The sequence below is a fragment of the Novosphingobium sp. BW1 genome, assembly GCF_008107685.1.
Classification (GTDB): domain Bacteria; phylum Pseudomonadota; class Alphaproteobacteria; order Sphingomonadales; family Sphingomonadaceae; genus Novosphingobium.
This window is the reverse complement of the sequence record NZ_VIRF01000084.1, coordinates 1-20118: the sequence shown is the minus strand read 5'-3', so window position 1 is coordinate 20118 and position 20118 is coordinate 1. Positions and strand designations below refer to the sequence as shown.

Here is a 20118-nt window from a genome sequence, read left to right as displayed (position 1 = left end):
CCATGTTCGACGTCGCATGCTGATCGGGATTGACCTCGGGACGACCAACAGCGCGGCGGCGATCTGGCAGAAGGGGGCCGCCCGGCTGATCCCGGCGGGCGCCGATGGCGCGCTCCTGACCCCGTCCGCGGTAAGCTGTGAGGCTGCCGGTGCGACCTGGGTCGGTACGCCTGCGCGCGACCGCCGCGCGGCTCACCCCGCCGACACCGCCACCAGCTTCAAGCGCGCCATGGGCACGAACACCCTGTTCCACCTTGCCGGCCGCGAATTTCGGGCCGAGGATCTCTCCGCGCTGGTCCTGCGCGCGCTCGTTGAAGATATCGCCGCCGAGACCGGCACCCGCCCCACCGAGGCAGTCATTACCGTCCCGGCCTACTTCAATGATCGCCAGCGCAAGGCCACGCGCCAGGCGGGCGAGCTGGCCGGGCTCACCGTGCGCCGCCTGATCAACGAGCCGACCGCGGCCGCGCTCGCCTTCGGCCTCCAGGACAAGGGCGACCGCGAGCCTTTTCTCGTCTTCGACCTGGGCGGGGGCACTTTCGATGTCTCCATTGTCGAGATGTACGAAGGCATCGTGGAAGTGCGCGCCTCGGCGGGCGACAACCGCTTGGGCGGCGATGACTTCGACCGCGCGCTGATCGCGCTCGCCGCCCCGCGCCTCGATCCCGACGGGCGCCTCGCCGCCATCGCCGAGACACGGCGCGAGGCGCTTCTCGCCCGCGCCGCCGAGCGCTGCCGCAAAGCACTCTCCAGCGCCGCCGAGGCCGATTTTACTGTCACCCTCGATGCCGAAACGCAGCTCTCCCTCACCATCGGGCAGGACGAGTTCGAAACGGCCTGCGCCCCGCTCCTCGACCGGCTGCGCGATCCCATCGTACGTGCGCTTCGTGATAGCGACATCGCCGCACAAGACCTTTCCGAGATCGTTCTGGTGGGCGGGGCGACCCGCATGCCCGCCGTGCGCAAGGCGATCACCCGCCTCTTTGGGCGTTTCCCCAACGCCACGGTCCACCCCGACCACGCGGTGGCGCTTGGCGCGGCGATCCAGGCGGGCCTGGCCGCACGCGATGCCGCGCTTGACGAGGTGCGCATTACCGATGTGTGTCCCTACACGCTGGGGGTCGAAGTGGCCGAGCCCACCCCCAGCGGCGGGCTCCAGAAAGGCCTGTTCTCCCCCATCATCGAGCGCAACACGCCCGTCCCGGTCAGCCGCGTGCAGTCCTACTCCACGCTGTCGGACGGGCAGAAGCAGATCGAGTTCGGCATCTACCAAGGCGAGGCGCGCGAAGTCGCCCGCAACATTCGCCTGGGCGAAATCCGCATTCCCGTGCCCGCGCGCCCGGCAGGCGAAGTCGATGTCGACGTGCGCTTTTCCTACGACAGTTCAGGTCTTCTCGAAGTGGACCTGCACATCCCACTCGACGACAGCCGCCACAATCTCGTCATCCTGGATGAGGAAGACCGGGAGGGTCCCGAGAGCCTGGCCGCCCGGCGCGAGGCACTGGCCGCGCTAAAGTTCCACCCCCGCGAGGACGCGGCCAACATGGCGCTGCTCGCGCGCGCCGAGCGCTGCTACGAAGACCATATCGGGCCGGTCCGCCAGAACCTGGGCCGCGCGATCACGCGGTTCACCGGCATCCTCGACACCCAGGAACCCCGCCTCATCGCCGAGGCGAGGGACCGCCTCAGCGCGCAGCTCGACGCCATCGAGGGCAGTGCCCCGTTATGAGCGAGACCTTCCCCTGGTCGGTGCTGGGCATCGCCCCGACCAGCGATCGCAAGGCGATCCGCAAGGCCTATGCCGCCTCCGTAAAAGCCATGGACATCGACGCAGAGGTCGAGGGCTACGCGCAGCTTCGCAGCGCGCGTGACCACGCGCTGGCACTGGCCAAGGAGGCGCCGGTGGACGCCGTTTCGCCGCCGGTCTTTCGCGACATTCCCGAAGGCGGTGTGAACCGCGTATCCGAGGACGAGGCCGCCTCCCCGCCCAGCTCCGGGTTCTGGCCGCTGGCGGCCCCGCGCCTGCTGCGCCCGCTGGGGGAAGGCTCTGTCCGCAGTGCGCCGCAGGTCCCCGAGCCTGATCAGGGTCGCCCCTGCTTCGAGACGATCTTTCCCGATGCCCCCACCGATACGCCGATTGCCGCCACGCTGGAACTTGGCCCGCACCAGAGCCTCGCTGCCCCCACCCTTTCCGGTTACGGCGAGATCGAGGCCGCTCTTGGTCTGATCCCGGGACAGAGTGCCTGCGAGCGGCTTGAGGCGGTGTTGGCCGAAAGCGATGACCCCGTACTGACCGATGCCGAACGCATCGTCGCGCTGCGTGCGCTGCAGGCCGCGATCGGCGAAGCCCGTTCGGAAGGGATCGACCGGCAGGAACAGATCGAAAACTGGCTGGCGGGCCTTCTCGCCACCCATTGGCCGCGCTCGGCTCCGCTGCTCGAAACGGCAACCCAGGCGTTCGGCTGGCACGAGGAGTGGCACCGTTTCGATGCGCGCCCCGCCGTGCGCTTCATCGGCGCGCGCCTTCGCGGTGCGCGGTTCCGGGCGCGCGTGGAAGACCCCGGGCACCGCTACCACGCCGCCTGGCGCGAGCTGAACCGCAAGGGACCCGCTGGCCCCTTCCGCTGGCTGCGCGCATCGCGCGATGACGTGCAGTTCGTACTCTCGGGCCTGCGCGCTAATTTCGCGCACCTGGAAGACGATCTCGACCCGCGCCGGATCGCTTCGTGGAACCGTCCGGTAATCTGGCCGCGCGTGGTCCTGGGCCTGTGCTGGCTCGCGCTTCTTACCAACCTGCTGGGCCTGTCCTGGCCCTTCGGGTCCCCCGGCTACGAGCTGCCCGATGGCACCCGGATCGAGCTTGCCGAGGACGGTCCGGGGCCCACGCTCTTTGGCGAATACGTCGAAACCGCAGTTGCCGAGAGCCTGGGACGGGGCCATGACTTGACCTGGCTGTGGAACCGCGACGCCGAACTGGCCCGGCGCATTGTCGCGCAAGTGCGCGCCAGCCTGGACAGCGGGGGCGGCGCCGAGGCGGCCACCCGCGCGGCCGTCAACCTCGTACGCGCGGCAACACACGCCAAGGGCCACACCCTCACCGGAGAGGCCCGCGAGGTCGCCATGCGCCTGCGCCTCGACCAGTTGCGCGCCGCCCGCGAAATGGCCCCTGCCACCTGCCTCGCCCTGCTCCATGACGGGCAAATGCCCGAACAGGCATCGTCCTATTCCGAGCCGCTGCGCGTGCGCGAACGGGCCGCTGCCGCGCGCCTTGCCAGTTTCCCGTTCCCGGCTGAGAACCCGGGCGAGGAGGATACCTCGGTTCCCATTCCAAGCGCCCTCATCGACGCGATCATCGCGCGCACCGGCCTTTCCGATGCCGCCGTGCGCGAGGCCCTTCAGAACGTGGGCGAGGATACGGCCCGATGCGACGTCGCGATTGCGCTCCTGGCGGCGGCACTGAACTGGGACGGTGCGCCCGCCACCCGCGAGGCGATCCTGCGCGCGCTCTGATCCGGCGCTGAAACGCCTGTCGGCACGCCTCTTCGGGAACGCACCGGGCCATTTCCACGTTCCCTCCCCACAGCCGCTGCACGCGGCCGCAAGCGGGAGAGTGGACGTGACACCATCGCCGAGACCGCCGGAACGAGAGCCTTCCCGCGAGGCCCGCCCCTATGCGCTCTCGCTCGCACTGCCCGCGACCTGCCTACTCGCACTTGCAGGAGCGGCCGTTTTCACCTTTCGCTCAAGCGCCACCGCGCAGGACCTGCCGCCCCCACCGCGTGAGGCAGGCCCGGTCCCCAGTGGCCTCCAGACGGCGGTCTTTGCCGGCGGCTGCTTCTGGGGCGTGGAAGCCGTGTTCGAACATGTAAAAGGCGTGCGCACGGTCACCTCGGGCTATGCGGGGGGCACCCGCGCGGATGCAAATTACCGGCGCGTCGCCAGCGAGAGGACCGGTCATGCCGAAGCCGTGCGCATCGTCTACGATCCCGAGGAGGTTCGATATGGCCAGCTGCTCCACGTATTCTTTGCCGTCGCTCATGACCCTACGCAGCTCAACCGCCAGACACCTGATGTCGGGAGCAGTTATCGCTCGGCGATCTTTCCCCAGACCCCGCTCCAGCGGCAGATGGCGCGCAGCTACATCGCCCAGCTCGACAGCGCGGGCACGTTCGGGCGCAAGATCGCCACGAAGCTGGAACAGGGGGCCTTCTACAAGGCCGAGGACGTGCATCAGGATTTTGCCCGCAAGAACCCGCGCAACGCCTATATCGTGCGCTGGGACAAGCCCAAGGTAGCCAGGCTCAAACGTGAATTTCCGGCGCTCTACACACGCTGAACCGGCTCAGATCGCCTCACCGGCAGCAAAGCCGCTCGCCCAGGCCCACTGGAAGTTGTAGCCTCCCAGCCATCCGGTGACATCGACCGCCTCGCCGATGGCGTAGAGCCCGGGCACCTTGCGCGCCTCCATCGTCTTGGACGAAAGCCCGGCGGTGTCGATTCCGCCCACGGTCACTTCCGCCTTGGCAAAGCCTTCCGATCCGTCGGGCACAAAGGGCCAGCGCGCCAGCTGAGCTTCGGCCCCGTCCAGCATTTTGTCCGACAAATTCCCCAGATCGCCCGTCAGCGCCAGCCGCTCGGCCAATGCCTGGGCCAGGCGGTCGGGCAGCGCCTCGGCCAGCACCTTGCGCAAGGCGACCTTGGGCCGTGCGCGCTTGGCGGCCTTGAGCCAACCGCTCTCCTGTCCCGGCATGAAGTTGATGTGGACCGTGTCCCCGCGCTGCCAGTAGGTTGAAATCTGGAGGATAGCCGGCCCCGAAAGCCCCCGGTGCGTAAACAGGGCGGCCTCGCGAAAGGCGGTCTTGCCGCACGTCACGACGACCTCGGTCGCAACGCCCGAAAGCTCGCGGAAGAGCGCCTCGTCGGCCGGAAGCGTCAGCGGCACCAGCGCGGGACGCGGCTGGACCACCTTGAGGCCGAACCGGCGCGCCAGATCATAAGCGAATCCCGTCGCTCCCATCTTGGGAATCGAGGGGCCGCCCGTCGCGATCACCAGCGAAGGGGCCTTCGCCTGAGCCGCGCCATATCGCACCGTGTAGCCCTCATCGTCGCGCTCGACGCTGGCAACGGCATCACCGCAGTGAACCGTGACATCGCCCTGGGCGCATTCCTCCAGCAACATCTCGACGATCTGCTTCGCGCTGCCATCGCAGAACAGCTGGCCCAACGTTTTCTCGTGCCAGGCAATCCCGTGCGCGTCGACCAGATCGAGGAAATCGCGCGGAGTGAAGCGGCTCAGTGCCGATTTCGCAAAGTGCCTGTTGTTCGAGAGGTAACGCTCTGGAAGCGTGTCGATATTGGTAAAGTTGCAGCGCCCGCCACCCGAGATCAGGATCTTCTTGCCCGGCTTCTCGGCATGGTCGAGCACAAGCACGCGCCGCCCGCGCAAGCCGGCCACGCGCGCGCAGAAGAGACCCGCCGCGCCAGCCCCCAGGATTATCGCATCATAGGTATCGCTCACGAGCTGGCCGTCTCCGCCGCCCCGACAAGGTCGAGCGCCAGCGCCTCGGCGACACGGATACCATCGACCGCGGCCGAGAGGATGCCGCCTGCATAGCCCGCGCCCTCACCTGCCGGGTAGAGCCCGCGGGTGTTGAGGCTGTTGAAGTCACGGCCACGCGTAATGCGCACGGGCGAGGAGGTGCGAGTCTCGACCCCGGTCAGGACGACATCGCGATGGTCGTAGCCAGGTACCTGGCGTCCGAAGACAGGCAGCGCCTCGCGGATCGCCTCGATCACAAAATCGGGAAGGCACTCGGCAAGGTCGGTCAGGTGGACGCCCGGCTGGTAGCTGGGTGTGACAACACCAAATTCGCTCGACGGCTTTCCGTCGAGGAAGTCGCCCAGCTTCTGGCCCGGCGCCTTGTAGTTCGAGCCCCCCGCCTTGAACGCCAGTTCTTCGAGGCGCCGCTGGAGCGCCACGCCCGCCAGGACGTCGCCAGGAAAGTCCCGCTCGGGGCTGATGTCGACGACGAGGCCCGAATTGGCGTTGAGCTCCGCGCGCGAGTACTGGCTCATACCGTTGGTAACCACGCGCCCCTCTTCCGAGGTCGCGGCCACCACGCGCCCCCCTGGACACATGCAGAACGAGTAGACCGTCCGCCCGTTCGAGCACTTGTGCGAGAGCGCATAGGCCGCCGCGCCCAGGATCTTGTTGCCCGCGTTGGGCCCATAGCGCGCAGTATCTATCCAGCCTTGTGGATGCTCGATGCGCACGCCGATCGCAAAGGGCTTGGCCTCGACGTGAACGCCCGCCTTGTGGAGCACCTCGAAGGTATCGCGCGCGGAGTGGCCGACCGCCAGGATCACGTGGCTGGCGGGCAGGAACTCGCCCGTGGACAGATGCAGGCCGGTAACCTTCTGGACACCGTCCTCTCGTGTCTCCAGTTCGAAATCGTCGACCCGCGTGCTGAAGCGGTATTCGCCGCCCAGCTTCTCGATTGTCTCGCGCATCGACATCACCATGGTGACGAGGCGGAAGGTGCCGATATGGGGGTGGGCCTCGGTGAGGATGTCCTCAGGCGCGCCCGCCTTCACGAACTCGGTCAGCACCTTGCGACCCAGATGCCGCGAATCCTTGATGCGCGAATAGAGCTTGCCGTCCGAGAAGGTGCCCGCGCCGCCTTCGCCGTACTGGACGTTGCTTTCGGGATCGAGGACGGACTTGCGCCACAGCCCCCAGGTGTCCTTGGTGCGCTCGCGCACGGCCTTGCCGCGCTCGACGATGATCGGCTTGAAACCCATCTGCGCGAGTATGAGCCCTGCCAGCAGACCGCATGGGCCCGCCCCGATCACAACCGGGCGGGGGCCCGAATAGTCAGTCGGGGCCCTGGTTACGAACCTGTAGCTGGTGTCGGGCGTCCTGCGCACATGCGGGTCGTCGGCAAAGCGCTCGAGGATCGCGGCCTCGTCGGCCAGTTGCAGGTCGAGGGTGTAGATGAGCTTGATGGCGTTCTTGCGGCGCGCGTCGTTGCCGCGCCGCGCGATGGCGAGGCGCTGGAGTTCGCTCGCAGCCAGGCCAAGGCGCGCGATGACAGCTGCCTCGAGGTCCCCGCTCGCATGGTCGAGCGGCAGGGCAAGGTCGGAAAGTCGGATCATGGCCGCGCCATAGACGCCTTTGCGCGCCGGTGCCATCGCAAGATTGCCTATGTACCGGCCCGGGAACACCGACCGGCCTCGCGCGCAGGGGAGGACCTGGGGAAGGACATCGCGTCCCCTTTCGGGAGCGGGCGCCATCGGGTAAGGCCCGAGCCCAGCCAAGGAGGTACGATCATGTTCATCGCGATGAACCGTTTTCAGGTGCTGCGGGGCGAGGAAGACGCCTTCGAGGCGCTCTGGACAAACCGCACGACCTATCTCGACGAAGTGCCCGGATTCCAGGGCTTTCATATGCTGCGCGGCGACGCGGCGGACGATCACACGCTCTATGCCTCACACACGCTTTGGCGCAGCCGCGCCGATTTCGAGGCATGGACGAAGAGCGAGGCCTTCCGCAAGGCGCATTCGCAAGCCTCCGAAAGCAAGCCCAAGTACCTGGGCCCGCCGCGTTTCGAAGGCTTCGAGACATTCCTGTCCGTATCCGCCGGGGGCGAAGGCGCATGAGCGAGGTGACCGCAGGCCAGGACCAGCCGATCATCGACCGTATCGGCGGCAAGGAGGTCATCGACCGGCTGGTCGTGCGCTTCTACGAACGCATGGACACGCTGGAGGAAGCGCAGCCCTTGCGCGCGCTGCACCCGGCCGATCTCGCCCACACGACCCTCATGCTCCAGAACTATCTTACCGAATGGCTGGGAGGACCGCCCCTCTATTCAAGCGAGAAGGGGCATCCACGCATGCGTATGCGGCACATGAAGGTGCCCATCGGCAATTCCGCGCGCGACCAGTGGATGCTGTGCATGAACGGCGCGCTCGACGAATGTATCACCGACGCGCCCGCCCGCGTGGCCATCGGCAACGCCATGGCCAAACTCGCCGACTGGATGCGCAACACCGAGGACACGCCGGTCTGAGAGCGCCTGACAAGCTTTTGTTAACAGTTAGGGCTATCTGCAAATAACCCTTGCCAATTGCCGTACAAATTCGGCAGGAAATGTTTCGCGATGGCAACTCTGGCACTTTCCCCCCACCCCACGCAGGACCGTCTGATCAAGGCTGTCCTGAACCAATGGCAGATTGAAGGCTCCTCGGGCATCACGGCCCGTCGCTTGGCCGCGCTTGCCGATGTGCCGGTCTCCTCGATCTATCATCATTTTGATTCGCTTGACGAATTGCAGGTCTACGCGCAGCAGCGCGCGCGCCACGAGGCTGAGAACTGGTGCGCCGCACTGCTCGAGGCAATCGGCGATTTTCCCGCCAGCCCCGTGGCGTTCGGCAGCTTCTTCGCGCATGTGATCGACGCGTGGTGCGAAGGGCAGCGCCATCTCGCCTTTGCTTGGCGCGAGTGCGATTCCGCCCCCGATACCGAACACCTCATTCAAGGTGAGGCCCAGGCCTGGCAGCGACTCTGGTATGAGTTCTGGCGCGAGGCCTGCGCCCACTTTCAGGTGGTTCACGGCCACGTGATCACCAAGCGCATCTTCGATACCGAGAGCATGTTTCACCTGATGCGATGGCACCGCGCCATTGACCAGGCCGCGCTGGGCGAATTGTCGCGTACACTTGGCAGTTGGTTCGCGGGCACTCCGCCACCGCCGACCCCATGGCGTGACCATACCCACGCGCTCGCACTGGAGACGATGCCCGCGCTTCCCGAGCGTGACGAGACGGCCCGGCGCATTGTTGTCGCCGCGCAGCAGGTCCTCGCCGAAGGGGGCAGCCCGCACCTCACCCACCGTCGCGTGGCCCGCCGGGCCGAATTGACGCTGGGCACGGTATCCCACAAGTTCCCGACCAAGTCGGAATTGCTGGGAGCCGCCTTCGAAGGCGCCTACAGCGCGACGGTCGACAAGCTCGACCCACGCAGGTTCTCCTCTGCCGATCTCGACGCCGTGATCCACGCGATTGCCGACAGCATCTCCAGCGCGACGCGCGAGAGAGCGCGCAATGAACTGTTCCTCGCAGTCGCCCGCGACCCGGCCCTGTCCCATTTCGGACGACAATTGCGCTACTTACGCGGCCGCACCGGCCGCGGCCTGTTGCAATCGCTGGTGGGCCCGCACCGCACGATCACGGCGACCGAGGACGCACTGTTCTCGGACTTCAGCCTTGGCCAGATCCGCCGTCACGCTCTGTTCCCGTCTTACGACATCTGCGACCAGATCCGCGCCGAGTTCGTCGACATCCTTGCCCTGTTCGAGCGCCCCTCACCCGAAGCCTGACCGCATTTGCCTCCCCTTGGCCACGGTCTCTCGCCGTAATGCGCCGGCCCCGACAGCGGCCTGCCCTCCATCTTCGGAACGGGTGCATCCAGGCCTGAGCGCGCGCAACCCGAACCGCGATGTCCGGCATGGCTTGACAGTGAACCCGTGCATGCTAACTCGCGGCAATGCAGTTAATGCAACGCATTCTCAATATAAGGATTCAAGCAATGGCCGCGATGTGTGGGGCACTCCTGATAAAGCATTCTGCGAAGGAAGTGCGTCGCTCCCGCCAGTCTGCGCTTCTGCGCAGCTGTGCCTTCGGCACGCTCGCCACCTTTGCCGCCCTCGGCGCGACGACCGCCCGGGCCGAGCACGCCGACGCCGCCCCTGCCGACGGGATCATCGTGACTGGGGCCGTCCCCGATGACTACACGGTGGACGACCAGTCGACCTCGACTCGCCTCGATCTTTCGCTGCGCGAGACACCGCAGGCGACCACGGTCATCTCGCGCGCGCAGATCGAGGACTTCAACCTTGACACGATCAACGATGTTTTGCTGATGACCCCGGGCGTGAATGTGGAACGCGCCGAGACGACGCGCACCTATTACAACGCGCGCGGCTTCGACATCATCAACTTCCAGTACGACGGCGTGGGCCAGCCGCTGCCCTCCGGCCTCCAGATCGGCGCGATTGACACCGCCACCTTCGAGCGCGTCGAGGTCGTGCGCGGCTCGAGCGGCCTGACCTCGCTAACCGGCAACCCGTCGGCCGCAGTCAATTACGTGCGCAAGCGAGCGCGCCGCGAAACCGGCGGCCATGCCAGCCTCGCCTACGCCCGCTTCGATCGCGTGCGCGGCGATGTCGACGTGAACATGGCTCTGACGGAGGATGGCGGCGTGCGCGCGCGCTTTGTGGGCGCCTACGAGGACGGCGAGAGCCATCTCGATTTCTACCACGATTCGCGCCTGACGCTCTACGGCACGCTCTCAGCCGACCTCGGGCCGAGCACGGTCGCCACGGTCGGCTACGGCTGGCAGGAGAACGATCCGGCCGGCGTTACCTGGGGCGGCGTGCCCTTCCTCGATGCCAACGGCGACATGCTCGAATACGACCGCTCGATCACCACGGCCCAGCCCTGGTCCAGCTGGCATTCGATCAGCCGCGACCTGTTCGGCGACATCACCCATGACTTCGGCAACGGATGGGAGGGCAAGGTCTCTGTCTTTCGCCGCGTGCGCACAATGGAGGCGGAACTCTTCTACCTCTATGGCGCGCAGGACGATGACGGCAACGGCCTCTACTCGTGGCCGGGCGCCTACATCGACCGTCACACCCAAACCACATTCGATGCGCACCTGACGGGCAACTTCACCCTGTTCGGGCGCAGCCACGACCTGGTTCTGGGCGCAAACTATGGCGAGGCGCACCTGCGCGAGGACGAGGCCGATGCGCCCACGCGAACGAACCTTCCCCTTACCCCCGAAGAGGCCTTCGGCGGCGCCTTCGCGCGCCCTGACTTTGGTGCGTACAGCCTCCAAGCGGCCTACACGACCAAGACCTACGGCGGGTACGGCACGCTGCGCCTCTCGCTGGCCGATCCGGTCCACCTGCTCCTGGGCGGCAATGTCACGCGCACCGAGCGCGAGGGCCAGTCCTACGGCACACCCAACTACTTCACCAAGACGCGCGTCCTCCCCTTCGCTGGCCTGACAGTCGATCTCACCGGCTCGCTCAGCGCCTATGCGAGCTACGCGACGATCTTCAACCCGCAAATCAACATGCGCCGCGACGGGTCGGTCCTCGATCCCCTCGAGGGCAAGACCTACGAGGCCGGGATCAAGGGCGAATGGCTGGCCGGGCGCCTCAACGCCGCCATCGCCGTCTTCAAGACCGACCAGCAGAACGTGGCCGAGGCCACCGGAGAGCTCGTCGAGAACTCGGTCCAGAACGCCTATATCCAGGTCGACAATTCCTCGCGCGGGGTCGAGTTCGATGTCTCGGGCGAACTCCTGCCGGGCCTCCAGCTGACCGGCGGCTATGCCTATGTCGATATCGAGGACAAGGACGGGATCGACGCGCGCACCTTCATCCCGCGCCACACCGTGCGCCTCAGCACGGTCTACAATCCCCCCGTGCTCGAAGCGCTGCGCCTGGGCGGTTCGGTCCGCTACCAGAGCCGCATCACCAACGATGGAGCCGTTCAGGACGAATACGCCGTGGTAGACCTGATGGCGCGCTACCAGCTGACCCGCAACATCTCGCTCGGGTTCAACCTCGATAACGTCACCAATGCCAAGTACTGGCAGAGCATCCAGTTCGCGCAGGGGCTCTACGATGCGCCGCGCACCTGGCGCGGCACGCTCGGCGTCAGCTTCTGATGGGCTCGGCGTTTCTCCTATCGACCGGCTTCGTGCTCGCTGCGGGAGGCCCTCTCCTCCTGCGGATAGGCTGGAACGGTCCGCGCCCGGCGGTCGCGCTGGGCTGGGCGGCGCTGGGCTTTGCGCTCGTCCTGACGCTGACGACAGGCGGCGCCTGGGGCCTTGCGGTAGGCGCAACGCTGGCTTCGCTGGTCGCGCTTGGTCTTCTTGCCGTGGAGGCCCTGCGCAGCCCCGCCCCGGCCCGCGCCCGGACTCCGCGTGAACCCGCCCCCCGGCGCGCGGCGCGCCCGAACCTGCCCGATATCGCGCGGCGCATTGGCATCTTCCTCATCGTTGGCCTTGCCGATCTGGTCGCCTCGCTGGCGTTTGGCTGGGGCGCACAGCGCCTGGCCTGGCTTTCGGGCATGGCTGAGGCCGACGCCCTGATCGTGGGCCTGTTTGCCCTGCCGCTGTGCTGGGCGCTTCTGGCGAGCTGGCAATTGACCCGCATTCGCATCACCGACATGCTTCTGGCCACACTTGCCGTGGCCATCGCCGGAGGACTTCCATGGCTGACGCTGTAAATCCCGACGTCCAGGCGGAGGCTGCCCCTGCCCCCAAGGGCGGCTTCGTAGCGCGTGCACTCAACGGGCACGCAGCCCTTGGCCTGCTCACGGGCGCGCTGCTCTATCTTGTCTGCCTGTCCGGCGCGCTGGCCGTGTTCCAGCAGGAACTCCAGCGCTGGGAAGAACCCGGCGCGGCCGAGATGACTTCGATGTCGCCCGCGGCCATACAGCGTGCGATCGAGGGCACCCTCGAACGCCAGGGCAAGGCCACCGACCATGCCTATGTCCACATGCCCACCCGCGGCCTGCCCCGCACCGTCGTCACCACCGACAACGGCGCGAACTATGTCGATGCGCGAGGCGACTACGATCGGCCCGAGGCGCACGCCTGGACGCAGTTCGTGCTCTATTTACACTATTACCTGAACTTGCCCGCGTTCTGGGGGATCATGGTCACCGGCGCGCTCGGCGCAATGCTGGTCGCGGCCGTCGTCTCCGGCGTCCTGGCCCACCCGCGCATCTTTCGCGACGCTTTCCGCATGCGCTTGCGCGCCCAGCCCCAGCTCGCCCGCGCGGACCTGCACAACCGTTTCGGCGTCTGGCTCCTCCCCTTCATCGCCGCGCTCGGCTTTACCGGCGCCGTCATAGGCCTGGGCCAGCTGGTCTTCTATACGGCCGCACAGGAACGTCACGACGGCAATCTGGAAGAGGCCTTCGCCCCGATCTTCGGCGCGCACCCGGCCCACAACCCCGCGCCAGCCCCGATTGCCCGAGCGGACCGCGCGCTCGAATGGATGGCGCAGCACCACCCCGACCTGTTCGTCAGCTACGTCACCATCGAGGAGACCGGGACCGCAGGCCAGCAGATCTCGGTCCTTGCCGAGCATCCCCGTCGCCTGATCTACGGCGAGAACTATCTCTTCGACGGCGAAGGCAACTTCAAGAAGACTCTGGGCCTTGCCGATGGCGCTCTCGGCCAACAGGCGGCCGCCTCGGTCTACAAGCTGCACTTCGGCACCTATGGCGGCATCCCCGTGGAGCTGGCCTACCTCGTCTTCGGTTTCGCCTTGTGCGCCATCATCTCGACCGGCACCACGCTGTGGCTGATGAAGCGTCGCGCCAAGGGGTTGGCTTCGCCCCGCCTCGAGGCGGTCTGGGCAGTCACGATCTGGGGGAGCCCGATTCTGATGCTCGCGGCCTACTGGCTGCGGGTGACTGCGGGGCCACAGCTGCCCTTCGCGGCCCTGTTCTGGTCTGCTCTGGCGGCGGCGAGCCTTCTGGCCGCGGTGCGCCCTGGCCTTGCCCCCTCACCCACCTTGCGGCGGGTCCTGGCCGCAGGACTGGCGCTGACCGGGATCGGCCATGCCGTCTTTGCCGGCCCGCTGCCGTTCAGCTCCGTCCTCATTGATGCGGCTCTGGTTCTGGGCGCGCTTGCCCTCCTTGGCCCCGAAGTCCTGCAGTTGCGCCGCCGCGAACGCGCGGCAGAGCCGCAGTTTGCGGCGCAGGGCTAACCTGCCTCAAGCGGTCCTATCGGGGCCCGCGTAGTCGAGTTCGGGGCGCGTGCGTTCCTGCTCGGCCGGGTCGGTTTCAACGAGGTTGATCAGAACCCCGTCGGGATCGCGCAGGCACACCTCGAGCTGGGCGCGGTGCTCCATCGCGAACGTCTGCGGCTCGGGCGCCCAGGTCGCGCCCAGCGCCCGCAAGCGCTCCATCGTGGCCAGGATATCGGTGACGTAGAAGACCAGCGCCACCTCGCCGATGCGCGCGGGGCCGGCCGGTGCGGGAAGTTCTTCGTGCGTTGTCCCGTCGGCAAGCTGGAACAGGCCGACCATGCCGTAGTTCGGCCCCGGCCGCTTGAGGATGCAGATGTCGAACGGTCGCGGATCGTCGAAGCCCAGGATCGTGGTTGCCGAAGGGTGCGCGAGATGCGCCTCGATATAGGTCTCCGACAGGCCGATGGCCCGGTAGAAGGCGGCCGAGCGCGCAATATCGCGCACGAAGATGGTCGAACGGATCAGCGCCGAACTGGGTAGGGATGGCTGGATCGATGTCGTCATGTGCGCAGGCCTCGTCTCGTGATCTTCGGATGAGGTCAGGAGGATAGGCTCAGACCCTTGAAATCACACGTCCCGGCGGGAGAGCTGTTCACGCCCCGGATAGCGCCCGAGCGCCAGCAGCCCCGCGCCGCCGATGGCAAAGAGCACGATCGCAACCGTCAGCATGAGATCGTAGCTGCCAGTCGTGTCGCGCACATAGCCATAGAGCATGGGCGAAATCGCCGAACCGATGCCGAAGGGGGCATAGAGGAAGCCATAGATCCGCCCGTAGTGGCGCAAGCCGAAATAGCGCGCCGTCATGAAGGCGACAATGTCGGTCTCGGTCCCGGCCGCAACACCGATCAGGAAACCACCGAGGAGGATGAGCGGGAAGCTCGTGCTGGTGCCCATGAGCAGGTAGCAGGCGATCGCGGGCAGCAACATCGCAGGGAACGCGACACCTGGCGCCCAGAAGCGGTCGAAGAGATAGCCGATGCCAAGGCGCCCGGTCAGGATGCCCAGCGCCACGCAGCTCATCACCGTCGCCGCATCGCCCGCGGTAAAGCCGTGCAGCTCGACCATCTGCGCCATGTGGATGTGCGCACCGCCATAGGAGAACGAGATCAGCAGCGTGCTTACCAACAGGATCCAGAACTGGCGGCCATGCATAGCCTGGCGCAGCGAAAGGCCCGCCACATCGCCATCGGCGGCCTGCTCCAGCGTGGCGGGGCGCTCCTCGGGGCGCGGCTCGCGAAACCAGGCGAGGATGAATGGCATCGCCAGGAACAGCGCGAAGACGGTGGCCGCCGGAAAGGCCGCGCGCCACCCGCCCAGGTTGATTGCGAAGTTGACGAAGTGGGGCACGAACATGGCGGTCGCGCTGGTGCCCAGAAGCATGATGCCAAGAGCAAGGCCCCGGTGCCGGTCGAACCACATCGCGACCGCGCGGCTCCAGGTCACCGGTGTCGAGCCGATGGCGACAAGGCCCAGCGCGGCCCACCACATGTACCAGCCGGGCAGCCAATCGGGCACGAAGTAGAACGAGGCAAAGACGACAATGAAGGCCAGCATCGAGAGGATGCCGACCCGGCGCACGCCGAAGCGGTCGCAAAAGCCGCCATAGACCGGGGCCAGCATGGCGCCCAGCACACCCCACATCAGCGTGGCGGCGCTGATCTGGGTATAGTCCCAGCCAAACTCGTCATGGATCGGCCCCATGACGAGCGGCAAGACGTTGAACGGGATCGGCGAGGCGCCACACGCGGTTGCGAGGAGGGCGGCGAAGACGACCTTCCCCCCCTTCTTGAATTCACTAGCCAATTTTTGTGCCTCGACGATCGTGTTTGGGTTTCATGGTATCAGAAATTGTAGCGCAGCTTACCCATGATGGTGCGCGGTGCATTAATGTAGGAATAGCCGAGATAGCTCTGGGCATAGACCTCGTTGGTGCAGTTCTGGCAGTTGACCGAGAGCTGCCACTGGTTGTCAGCCCCCTTAAGCGCGACCCCGGCATTCAGCATCCACTGCGCTTTGGCGTGCGAACCGACGACATACCGGTTGCCCGAAGCCTCGTAAGTGCCCGTGCCGGTATCGGCGTCGTAATAGATGGTGCGGTTGGCCGACTGGACTTCCATGGCCGAACGCCAAGTGGCATCGACCGAAGGAACGAGCGAGAGATCGCCCATCGGGATCTCATAGCTGCCACCCACGGCCAGCGTCCAATCGGGCGTACGGACCGGAGTGGAGATAGCGCCGCTGTCGGTCACAATACCCACGCCGCAGCGCGAGGCTACGCCCGAGAGGCAATCAGCCTGCTGCGCCGCAACCGAGAGCACGCCGTACTCGTCGGCAACTGGCGCGTCGCGGTCGATGATGTACTTGTCGTCCTGGTAGCCTGCGGTGAGGTGCAGGTTCAGGCCAGGCGTCGGCACGAGCACGAACTCGGCTTCCACGCCCTTGTTGCGGTAGTCGGCGAAGTTGCGGGTGAGGAAGGCAATCGAGCCATCGTCACGCACGAAGCCCGCCGGGGTCTGCAGGTCCGAAATGTCCATCCAGTAAACGGTGAGGTTGGCGCGCAGCATGCGGTTGAACCATTCCGACTTGATGCCCGCCTCGTAGCTCCACACGCGTTCGGGGCCGAAGGGCAGGAACTCACTCGGGCGCGTCGCGCGCGAGGCCCAACCGCCCGACTTGAAGCCCTTGGTGGCGCTGGCATAGAGCAGCACGTCCGGGTTGATCTGGTAGTTTATCGCAAAGCGCGGGGTCCAGATCTTGGTCTTCTGCTGCAGCGGAATGCCCGCGGCCTGAAGGTTGCCGTTATTAAGGCAGGCCGCACCGCCGGTGAAGCAGAGCTCGCGAAGGTCGGTCACGCCCACCTTCTTGGTCTCGTCGGTGTAGCGGATGCCCACGGTCAGCTTGAGGCGGTCGGTGACGTTGGCATCGAACTGGGCATAGCCCGCCAGCGATTCGGTCGAGTTCTTGATGACCTTGTCATCGAGCAGCAGCGCCAAGGAGGACGACAGGCCGAAAATGTCGGCCGTGTTCGTGTTGTTCTTCTCCTTCATGTAGAAGCCGCCCACGACGTAGTCGAGGAAGCCATCGAAGAGCGACCCGTTGACCTTCACTTCCTGGCTGATCTGGTCAGTCCAGATGTCAGCCAGGATGGTGAAGCCGCCGAAGGGATAGCCGCCCACCGCCGGATAGGGGTTAGCCGTCGAGGGTGCGGAGCGGCCGTCGTAGAAGTCGAGCCCATACTCCATGTTCTGGCGCAGGTAACCTGTGATGAACTCGACCGTCGCCCCGTCGGACACGTCCACCGAGAACTTGGAGGTGATGAGGTCGGTCACCGACTTGCTGTGCTGGCCATAGTCGGCCTTGTCGCCCGTCACGCCCAAGTTGCGGAAGACATCCGAGGAGGCCTCGGTGTAGCCGCTCGAGGCGTAGCGTCCGCTGCATTTGCTGGGATCCGCCGGGTCGCAGTCGAAGTTCAGGATATTCTCGGACTCGTCGACGATGTGGGTGTAGCCCGCCGCCCAGCGCACCGAATCGCTGAGCTCGCCGCGCAGCGCGAGGCGCGCGCCCCACCCGTCGATGTCGTTGAGCCGGTCGCCCGTCGTCGTGTTCTTCACATAGCCATCGCTGTCCTGCCAGTAGGCCGAGACCTTGGCCGCGAAAGTCGGGCTGAGCGGCACGTTGATCGAGCCGCGCAGGGTCTTGGCCTCATAGGTACCGTAGCCGCCCTCGATGAAGCCACCGATCGAATCGAACTCGGGCTGCGCCATGTGGACCGAGACCGCGCCGCCCGTGGTGTTGCGGCCGAACAGCGTGCCCTGCGGCCCGCGCAGGACCTCGATGCGGTCGATGTCGAAGGTCGAGAAGTTGTTGGCGCCCTGGCGCGAGATGTAGACGTCATCGACGTAGGTGCCGACCGGGGGATCGAAAGTCGCGATGGATTCGGTGCTGCCGATACCGCGGATGTAATAGGTGTTCGAGGACCCCACGCCGGTGTTGTTCATGCCGATCATGTTGGGGATGTACTGCACGACCTGAAGCGTGTTGGTGACGCCGCGCGCATCGAGCTCCGCCCCCGAAATGGCCGAGATTGCGATCGGCACGCTTTGCGCGGTTTCCTCGCGGCGCTGTGCGGTGACGACGATCTCCGCGACCTGGGCCGCGGGGCGGCGAACTCTCTCACCATCCCCGTCCTGGGCAAGTGCCGGGGTCGCAATTGCGAGGAGACCGCAAAGCGCGGTGCTGGCCGTCAGTACTGCTTTCCTCATGTTCCATCCCTTTGTGTAGCGCGGCTACCGAAGTGGCCGTTCGGGCTGGCTCCACACCCTAGAAGGAGCCATTTGCGCCGGACCGCTCGATCTGCGTCGAACTGCTCCGGATTTCCCTTACGAAGGTTCGTCCCGGGAGGCATTCTGTCAAGCCAGAAATGGCGCCACTTGACTTTTTTGATATAACCCCATTACAAAATGCCCGCAGGCCGTACGAATCATACAAATTATAAAACTAAAGTGCCGATTTTACGGCATGTTATTGGCAAGACGGGACAGCGCAGCGAGACCCGCAGGGCATTCCAGAGCGCTTGACAGGCGATAATTTGTCCAGACATATCCAAGGCAGGAGACCGCAAAGCGCAGGCCCCAGACCCTGTCCGACGGGCGAATACGGCATCGTCATATGCATGCCTGAGAGTCCGGCTCACCCATGGCCTGACATCTGAAAAAGGGAGACCGTCGACCGATGAATAACCCCACCTCCACTCCTGCCGGTTCGGCCAGCGCGGCCTTTGCTCCGCTCCCGCGCCGCCGCGGCCGGATCAACTATCGCAAGGTCGACGAGACCGCGCCCTGGGGCTTCGAGGAATGGGACATCACGCTCGGCGCCGATGGCATGCGCACCCTCACCTCGCACTGTGAACTCGCCATTGCGGGCGACGTCGTGGTGCGTGACAGCGTGATCTCGGTCCACGCCGACTTCCACCCTTGCGAGGCCTACGTGCGGATCATGAACAAGGGGCAGCTGACAGGCAGCGGCTGGTTCCGCTTCACCGACACCGAGGCCCACTGCGAAAGCTATTCGCAGGATCTGGGCCGGGTCAGCCAGACTATCGAGATTCAGCGCCCGATGCGCGGCTTCGGCCTGCATGCCGTGCAGTCCGATGGCTGGCTCGCCGCCACGTTCCCCTTCGAGAAGGGTGTGGGCCATGTCGAGTTCAAGGGCCGCAACCTGATGCACAGCCTGCATCACCTGGGCGCCACGGGGCCGAGCCTTGCGACCACCACTTCGGGCTTCGAATTCCTGGGGACGGAGGAAGTGACGGTCCCGGCCGGCACCTTTCAATGCAACCGGGTGCGCCTGCGCGGCATCGTCAACGACCATCCGCCCTACGACATGTGGCTGAGCCGCGACGCCGACCGTCTCTACATCAAAGGCGAGGCGCAAGGATACCTGGCCTCGGTCTTCGAACTCGTTGACATTGACGGCGCGCCACTCGGCGACGCCTGAGCCCCCCCTGCCCTCTCGCCTGAACCAACCGAAAGACCTCGCTTCCATGGAAATTACCCGCCACTTCGTCGATGTCGGCTCCCGGCGCGTCCACTATCGCCGCTGCGGCGCGGGCCCCGTCGTGCTCATGGTACATCAGAGCCCGCGCTCCTCGACCGAGTACGAGGCGCTCATGCGCACCTGGGGCGCGAACTTCACCTGCATAGCGCCCGACACGCCGGGCTTTGGTCAGTCCGATCCCCTGCCCGACGCAGATGCCACCATTGATGACTTCTCCGACGCGCTGGTCGACCTGCTCGACGCGCTGGGGCTGGAGAAAGTCGCGGCCTACGGCTTTCACTCGGGCGGCACGATCCTGGTCAACACGCTCAAGCGCGCGCCCCAGCGGTTCACCGCGCTCGCCATCGGCGGCTACGCGATCTGGACCGAGGAGGAGAGCAAGGCCTTCTCGGCAAGCTACCTCCCGCCCTTCCAGCCCCGCGGCTACGGCGAACACCTGACCTGGCTGTGGAACCGCATTCTGGAGCAGACCTGGTTCTTCCCCTGGTTCGACACCCGCAAGGAGGCGCGCATTGGCGTCGCCCATGCCGATCCGGTGCGCGTGGATGCCGTAATCCGCGAGATGCTCGATTCGGGCGATGCCTACCGCGTGGGTTATGGCGCGGTGCTGCGCGCCCCGCGCGAAGTGCCCGCCGCGAATGACGAAACCCGCCCCGTACTCATCCTCGCCTACGCCGCCGATGTTCTCTATGAACACATCGACCGCCTGCCCGCCCTTCCCACT

General features: G+C 66.1%; 16 protein-coding genes. 11 read left to right on the top strand and 5 right to left on the bottom strand.

Annotated features, from left to right (window positions below):
* Positions 1 to 16: 16 nt before the first annotated feature.
* From FMM79_RS15970 to msrA, 3 genes are all read left to right on the top strand, one after another.
* Positions 17 to 1729: an Hsp70 family protein gene (locus FMM79_RS15970; protein ID WP_148628447.1), complete on the top strand. Its 1713-nt coding sequence runs from the start codon at positions 17 to 19 to the stop codon at positions 1727 to 1729.
* Positions 1726 to 3510 carry a hypothetical protein gene (locus FMM79_RS15965; RefSeq protein WP_148628446.1) on the top strand — a complete coding sequence of 595 codons (1785 nt, stop codon included), beginning with the start codon at positions 1726 to 1728 and terminating at the stop codon, positions 3508 to 3510. The genes FMM79_RS15970 and FMM79_RS15965 overlap by 4 nt, the downstream gene beginning before the upstream one ends.
* Positions 3511 to 3688: 178 nt before the next feature.
* Entirely contained in the window at positions 3689 to 4336 is a 648-nt protein-coding gene (gene msrA / locus FMM79_RS15960; protein WP_148628480.1) for a peptide-methionine (S)-S-oxide reductase MsrA, read from the top strand.
* Between the two features lie 6 nt (positions 4337 to 4342).
* On the opposite strand, the gene FMM79_RS15955 is transcribed toward msrA, so the two are convergent.
* Together FMM79_RS15955 and FMM79_RS15950 are read right to left on the bottom strand one after the other, a co-directional pair.
* Positions 4343 to 5518, bottom strand: a complete 1176-nt coding sequence (locus FMM79_RS15955) for an NAD(P)/FAD-dependent oxidoreductase (RefSeq protein ID WP_148628445.1) — start codon at positions 5516 to 5518, stop codon at positions 4343 to 4345.
* Entirely contained in the window at positions 5515 to 7155 is a 1641-nt protein-coding gene (locus FMM79_RS15950) for an NAD(P)/FAD-dependent oxidoreductase (protein WP_148628444.1), read from the bottom strand. The genes FMM79_RS15955 and FMM79_RS15950 overlap by 4 nt, the downstream gene beginning before the upstream one ends.
* Positions 7156 to 7329: 174 nt before the next feature.
* Between FMM79_RS15950 and FMM79_RS15945 the strand changes: the two genes are divergently transcribed.
* The 6 genes from FMM79_RS15945 (at position 7330) to FMM79_RS15920 (ending at position 13796) form a co-directional block, all read left to right on the top strand.
* Positions 7330 to 7659, top strand: a complete 330-nt coding sequence (locus FMM79_RS15945) for an antibiotic biosynthesis monooxygenase (protein ID WP_148628443.1) — start codon at positions 7330 to 7332, stop codon at positions 7657 to 7659.
* Complete coding sequence (locus tag FMM79_RS15940; RefSeq protein ID WP_148628442.1) at positions 7656 to 8069, top strand: group II truncated hemoglobin; 414 nt, start codon at positions 7656 to 7658, stop codon at positions 8067 to 8069. Before FMM79_RS15945 ends, FMM79_RS15940 begins: the two co-directional genes overlap by 4 nt.
* A gap of 90 nt (positions 8070 to 8159) precedes the next feature.
* Complete coding sequence (locus FMM79_RS15935) at positions 8160 to 9377, top strand: TetR family transcriptional regulator (protein WP_148628441.1); 1218 nt, start codon at positions 8160 to 8162, stop codon at positions 9375 to 9377.
* 257 nt (positions 9378 to 9634) lie between these two features.
* A complete protein-coding gene (locus FMM79_RS15930) occupies positions 9635 to 11740 on the top strand; it encodes a TonB-dependent siderophore receptor (RefSeq protein ID WP_162528531.1) in 2106 nt (701 codons plus the stop codon).
* Complete coding sequence (locus FMM79_RS15925) at positions 11740 to 12303, top strand: hypothetical protein (protein WP_148628439.1); 564 nt, start codon at positions 11740 to 11742, stop codon at positions 12301 to 12303. Before FMM79_RS15930 ends, FMM79_RS15925 begins: the two co-directional genes overlap by 1 nt.
* Entirely contained in the window at positions 12288 to 13796 is a 1509-nt protein-coding gene (locus FMM79_RS15920; protein ID WP_148628438.1) for a PepSY domain-containing protein, read from the top strand. Before FMM79_RS15925 ends, FMM79_RS15920 begins: the two co-directional genes overlap by 16 nt.
* A 6-nt stretch (positions 13797 to 13802) precedes the next feature.
* Here FMM79_RS15920 and FMM79_RS15915 read toward each other — a convergent pair whose 3' ends face one another.
* The 3 genes from FMM79_RS15915 to FMM79_RS15905 form a co-directional block, all read right to left on the bottom strand.
* Positions 13803 to 14342: a VOC family protein gene (locus FMM79_RS15915; protein ID WP_148628437.1), complete on the bottom strand. Its 540-nt coding sequence runs from the start codon at positions 14340 to 14342 to the stop codon at positions 13803 to 13805.
* Between the two features lie 63 nt (positions 14343 to 14405).
* Positions 14406 to 15641, bottom strand: coding sequence for an MFS transporter (locus FMM79_RS15910; RefSeq protein ID WP_205466695.1), 1236 nt, complete (start codon positions 15639 to 15641; stop codon positions 14406 to 14408).
* 38 nt (positions 15642 to 15679) lie between these two features.
* Positions 15680 to 18100, bottom strand: coding sequence for a TonB-dependent receptor (locus tag FMM79_RS15905; protein WP_148628436.1), 2421 nt, complete (start codon positions 18098 to 18100; stop codon positions 15680 to 15682).
* 469 nt (positions 18101 to 18569) lie between these two features.
* Between FMM79_RS15905 and FMM79_RS15900 the strand changes: the two genes are divergently transcribed.
* Positions 18570 to 19334 (top strand): DUF3108 domain-containing protein, encoded by a 765-nt coding sequence (locus tag FMM79_RS15900; protein ID WP_148628435.1) that lies wholly within the window; start codon positions 18570 to 18572, stop codon positions 19332 to 19334.
* Between the two features lie 46 nt (positions 19335 to 19380).
* The coding region (locus FMM79_RS15895) for an alpha/beta hydrolase (protein ID WP_148628434.1) at positions 19381 to 20118 on the top strand (738 nt) is incomplete at its 3' end.